We start from the raw sequence: 2,302 nt of genomic DNA, 5'->3' as shown, positions 1-2,302 counted from the left end.
ATGAAAAGATCCCCGCGACCTCCTGTCGCGGGTGAATAAAGTTGAGTCGTTACGGCGTCTCTCAACGTCTGCCTCCACCGACACAAGGTCGGTGGGCGGCGTATAGATCCCCGCGACCTCGTGTCGGGGGTGAATAAAGTTGAGTCGTTGCGGCGTCTCTCAACGTTGGTCTCCACTGTTTGGGCCGTTGGTTGGCAGAGACGGATGAAAAGCTCCCGCTTCCCGCATCCAATCACCAACACCTACTCCCCCCGCACCATCTGCAGCAACACGGAAAACAGACCGTCGCGATCCTCCAACACCTGAAACGAATCCATGGGCAGTTGCTCCAGTTGGATTTCCATCAGATACCGGCCGCCGACAATGCACTGGATATGCCCGGCCGCATCTTCCTGGCTATACTCCAGGTTGGAGACATGGTCTTGCCCGTCATCGAGTACGCGGAGATCTCCATCCGCCTGTTCCGCGACGAGCTCAAAATCGAACCCGAGGGAGGTAAACATTTCCCCAGTGCAGTTTCTTGCGGGGGAGTGGAGGGAATTATGCGGGGTCCCGATTCGACCTCCAGTATTAAGATACTGGGAGTCAGGGAGCTGGTCAGTTAAAAGCTTCCGCTGTCCGACGTTTCCACGTTGTTGGCGGGGTTGTAGGTGTAGCCCGACGCGGTAACATCGGTTACCGTGAAGGTGAAACTGAAGGGTAACCGCTGCTTGCCACTGGTGGTCAGAACGGATTCCCCAATTCCATCAGTCACACCAGAATTGGATTCGCTGAACACCCCGGTAAAATCACCCTGCACGGTAGCCCCGGATACGGGTTGACCGGTCCCGCTATTCACAATGGTAACCGTCGCCACCCCCCGGTAATTTTTTCCGGCTCTCCTGGTGCCCAATACAATGGAGGACACATGCATTTCAGGCGTGCCTGAACCGGTGGTGAACGACCAGACTGGACCCAGGGTCCTGCCTGCCCCATTGACCTCGTCGACCGCCCAGTAGTAGGTGGTCGAGATGGCCAGCGTACCGGGCGAGAAACTCGTCCCGGACTGGTTGCCCTGGAACTCACCCGCTCCCGGGGTCGGGTTGATGCCGAAGTAGACGTCGTGCGAGGACGCCAGCATGCCCGCCGTCCAGGTCAGCGTCGGAGCCGTTGAAACGCCCGTCGCACCGTTGGCCGGAGCAGGGTTACTCGCCGCACCCGGCGGTGTGGAGGACGTCTCGGACGTGATGAAAATCGCGTCCACATAGAGGCTGTCGGTCGCACTGTTGCCCTGTGTGCGGTCTGTATCGACCACCTTCACATAGACGGTTCCGCTCAAGCTGCCAGGCAGCGAATAGAACTGCGCCGTGTTCTCGTCCGCGGTTTTCGTGACCGTCACCATGTCGGTGAAGTTTACGTTGTCCGTGGAGTACGAGAAGGTGAAGTCATCGCCTTCGGAGTTGGCGTCATGGTGCGCTTCGATATAGAAGGTGACCACCTCGCCGCCTGTGACGTTGAACGTCCAGGTGTGCTCCAGGTGCGAACGGCGCTTAGACGGTTTGCCTCCGCTCTGCGCCTCAGTGAGCACCTCATAGACATCGTCGTTGGATACGGTATCGGCAATGGAACCGCCCGTGACCGATCCCAGTGCCGTGAATTCGCTCTGGGCAAAGTCCGCAACCGGACCGCCGGCAGCATCGATCGTGATTTGCAACACGGCGGTATCGCTGCCGCCTGTTGCATCCACCTGGACGGTGAAGCTGTTCAGGCCCACGTCCCCTGCTCCGGGTGTACCCGAAAGTGCGCCGTTGGCGGCCACGTTCAGCCACGCCGGACCGGACACCTTCGAGAAGGTCATGGGGTCGGATTCCGGGTCGGAGGCGTCGTCGGCCAGCGTGCTGCTGTACGCCACGTCTTCCATGGCGTTGGACTCGAAGACCGGGTCGGTGATAAAGGCCGGCGGCAAGTTCAGCGCATCCACCGTGATGTTGAGCGTGGCGGTGTCGCTGCCGCCGATGGCATCCACTTGCACCGTAAAGACATTGGCCCCCACGTCGCCCGCCCCCGGCGTGCCGGAGAGGGTGCCGTTGGCGGCCACGTTCAACCAGGTTGGACCCGACACCTTCGCGAAGGTCATCGGGTCGGATTCCGGGTCGGAAGCGTCGTCGGCCAGCGTGCTGCTGTAGGCCGAACCTACCGTGGCATTGATTTCGTTGATCGGGTCGGTGATAAAGGCCGGCGGCAAGTTCAGCGCATCCACCGTGATGTTGAGCGTGGCGGTGTCGCTGCCGCCCGTGGCGTCCACCTGGACCGTGAAGACATT

2 protein-coding genes are annotated in these 2,302 nt (G+C 60.4%); both read right to left on the bottom strand.

What is annotated here, in order from left to right; all coding sequences use genetic code 11:
* Nucleotides 1-242: 242 nt before the first annotated feature.
* Nucleotides 243-503: a hypothetical protein gene (locus Q0X72_RS13680; RefSeq protein ID WP_297766548.1), complete on the bottom strand. Its 261-nt coding sequence runs from the start codon at nucleotides 501-503 to the stop codon at nucleotides 243-245.
* 98 nt (nucleotides 504-601) lie between these two features.
* A partial coding sequence (locus Q0X72_RS13675; protein WP_297766545.1) for a putative Ig domain-containing protein occupies nucleotides 602-2,302 on the bottom strand: 1,701 nt, incomplete at its 5' end.

Origin of the sequence: uncultured Muriicola sp., from assembly GCF_947258935.1 — a bacterium.
Taxonomy (GTDB): Bacteria; Bacteroidota; Bacteroidia; order Flavobacteriales; family Flavobacteriaceae; genus Muriicola.
The sequence above is the reverse complement of the archived record's forward strand: the minus strand, read 5'-3'. Positions and strand labels throughout refer to the sequence as shown.

Bases quoted from the DNA above. Each gene is read 5' to 3' on its own strand.
- Q0X72_RS13680 (WP_297766548.1), bottom strand. From the start codon at position 503: ATGTTTACCTCCCTCGGGTTCGATTTTGAGCTCGTCGCGGAACAGGCG.